This is a genomic window from uncultured Paracoccus sp., assembly GCF_947496875.1.
Classification (GTDB): Bacteria; Pseudomonadota; Alphaproteobacteria; order Rhodobacterales; family Rhodobacteraceae; genus Paracoccus.
The window spans coordinates 1-2,801 of sequence record NZ_CANMEH010000055.1 but is presented as its reverse complement, the minus strand read 5'-3'; the positions used below and the strand labels follow the sequence as shown (position 1 = coordinate 2,801).

Annotated in this window: 2 protein-coding genes; one reads left to right on the top strand and one right to left on the bottom strand. The window is 59.9% G+C overall.

The window, feature by feature from the left end:
* On the bottom strand, positions 1-1,112 hold a 1,112-nt coding region (locus Q0938_RS18960; protein WP_299365643.1), incomplete at its 3' end, for a nucleoside hydrolase-like domain-containing protein.
* Positions 1,113-1,797: 685 nt separating this feature from the next.
* On the opposite strand from Q0938_RS18960, the gene Q0938_RS18955 reads away from it, so the two are divergent.
* Positions 1,798-2,801, top strand: a 1,004-nt coding sequence (locus Q0938_RS18955; RefSeq protein WP_299365641.1) for a family 16 glycosylhydrolase, incomplete at its 3' end; no start/stop codon positions are given.

Below are 2,801 nucleotides of genomic sequence, written 5' to 3'. Positions count from 1 at the left end.
TTGACGCCCCTGTGGTCGTTCCAGATCTCGATCCGTCCGCCAGAGATTGCCGTCCATCCCTGCACCGATGTGAACGAAGCGTATTGCCCGGAGGCCACCGGCGAGCCCTCGAAGGAGCCGTTCAGGAGGATGTTGTCAGCGGATGCAGGGGGCACCGGAGGAGGCGTGGGTGTTGGTGTGGGCGTCGGGACGTCCTCCTTGAGCCAGTCGAGGCGGCTTGCGAAGTCGTTCATCCATGCGGCGCGATCCTCGTAGATCGTCATGGCGCCTTTCGTGTTCCAGCGATCGCCGAGGTCAAGATCGGGGTGCGGATTGTCCGTGTAGTAGCCGTCAGAGACCTTGATGAACTCGCCGCCCCAGCTTTCCTTCGCGGGATCGTCCTGGTCGCCGCTGAGGAACCGCAGCACGGTGGGGCTGTCGCCCATCTTGACGCCGGCCTGATCGAAGATGTCGCCTGAGAGGTCGGCGAAGAAATCGCCGAGCGCGCCGTGGTCGCGGGCGTTCTCCTCATGCCAGCCCTTGATGATGTCGGAGCTTGTCGGCGTCTGGTACATGCCGCGGAAGGTCGACTGGTTGTCGACCCAGAGGTCCAGCTCTCCCATGAAGTTCTTCTTGATGTAATCGTAGGCGTCGGGGTCCTGGCTGGAGATGTTGAAGAACCGGACATGCGCCGCGATCGACGGATCGTCATGCAGCGCCTGCGCGAGGTCCGTCTCGCCGCCCCATGTCAGGACGTTCAGCTTTTCACCGGCGGCTGCGGCCTTTTTGGCCTCGGCGATGATCGCGCGCGAGGACTCCGTCGGAGACGAGTAGCCCTGCCATGGCGCGGTTTCCAAGGCGCCCTGCCAGCTCACCGCCTTGAGTTCGTCGGCGGACTTGAAGGCCGAACTGTGTGCCTCGAGCTTGGCGTGATCCCTGGCATAGACGTCGATGATCCTGTCGATGTCACCCACGCGGCCATTCTGGTGGCCATGTTTCGACGCCGTCCCGGCGATGCCCACGATGTTCATCTTGTCCTGATAGAGCAACGCGTGGACGAGGGACTGGGCGTCGTCCTTTTCCTCGGACGTGAGCCTGAGATCGGTGGAAATGAAAACTCTCGGCAGCGGCATGCGCAGTGTGTCTCCTGCTGTTTTGATGGAGCCGACGATTGGCTGACGGTTCACTCAGTCGATCAGGCGCCGAAGTGTGAGATCAATCGGGCCGTGTGCGGTTGTCTCAGTTCAAATAGAACAGGTACGGGATCGTTCAGGGAGGCGGTGGTGGGAATTGACTCCTCATTGCGCGCTTAAAAGATTTGCGGGGTCATCAATGTCGTCAATTGTTTTACGCGAGGTGAATCCATGCTGAGTTCACCAGATGGGGAACTGTCAAATTGTCGTAAATATCTCACAAGTGAAAGTCGTCCCTACATTTCCGAAATAGGAAAGAATTTCTGTAAATTAGCTGGAATTGTACCTCCTGCAGGCTGGGGGTGCGGGGCTTCCGGGTCTAACACTCTGCACTCGCCTGCATCCCGTCCGTCAGCACGATCCGCACCACCCCTGCAAGCGTGAACCACGTCTTGCCAGCGGGAACTGGTTAGTTCCTGAGATAAGGATGAAATTGTATAGTTTTTTACTTCGGACCGGCAGTTAATCGTTAATCGAATTTAACTCAGAAGGTATTATTTGGCTTAGTATTACAGAAATCTTGCAGCACTTCGCTAAGTTCGCCCTTCAAAGATTCATCATACGTCAATCCATCTTCGGCATCGCAGGCTCAGAAATCATCGGAGCCGGCTGAGGTAATTGGATAATGTCGACCATCACTTCCACGAACGACCCCGCACTCGATCTTTATGAACTTGGAGAACCGCACACCGCCGACAGCTGGCTGATCTCGGACTGGGCTGCCGGGCAGACGAGCAACATGAGCTGGTCGGACGACAACGTCCGCGTCGCTGCCGACGGGACCATCGAACTCGTCCTCGACGCGGCGCCCGAGGGATCTTCCCGACCGTGGGAAGGCGGGGAAATCCAGTCGAAGGAACCCGCGACCACCGGCACGTGGAGCTGGACGGTGAGGGCACCGGAGATGGCGCCCGGGGCCGTCTTCGGGTTGTTCACCTACAAGTCCGACTGGCAAAACCAGCCCTGGGTCGAGTTCGACTTCGAGTTCGTCGGCGCCGACACGACCCAGGTTCAACTCGCCATCCACATGGAGGATGCGGCAGGTCGACACATCGTTCTCGAGCCGGAGGCCGCGAAAAGGTCGATCATCGATCTCGGCTTCGACGCCGCGGAAGGCTTTCACACCTACGAGGTGTCCGTCACCGACAAGGACGCGACCTTCTACATCGACGGAGTGGAGGTTGCCCGATTTAGCGCCACCGACATGCTTGGCGACGTCTGGCAGATCGGGCCGATGAAGAGCTATGTCGACCTCTGGTCGGTCTCTTCGGGGCAGGAAGCGTGGGCCGGCACGTGGAGCGATCCGGGCCGACCGCTGGTCGCGAGCATCTCCGGCGCCGACATACGGCCAGGTGAATACGGCAGCAACTACGTCCCGGATGTGGATCCCCCGGTTGTCGTCCCGGAGGTCCCCGTCATCGTTGAACCCGAACCTGGGGAAGAGCCGCCCACACCAACACCCACGCTTCCTCCGGTGCCCCCTGCATCCGCTGACAACATCCTCCTGAACGGCTCCTTCGAGGGCTCGCCGGTGGCCTCGGGTCAGTACGCCTCGTTCACATCGGTGCAGGGATGGACGGCAATCTCTGGCGGACGGATCGAGATCTGGAACGACCACAGGGGCGTCAA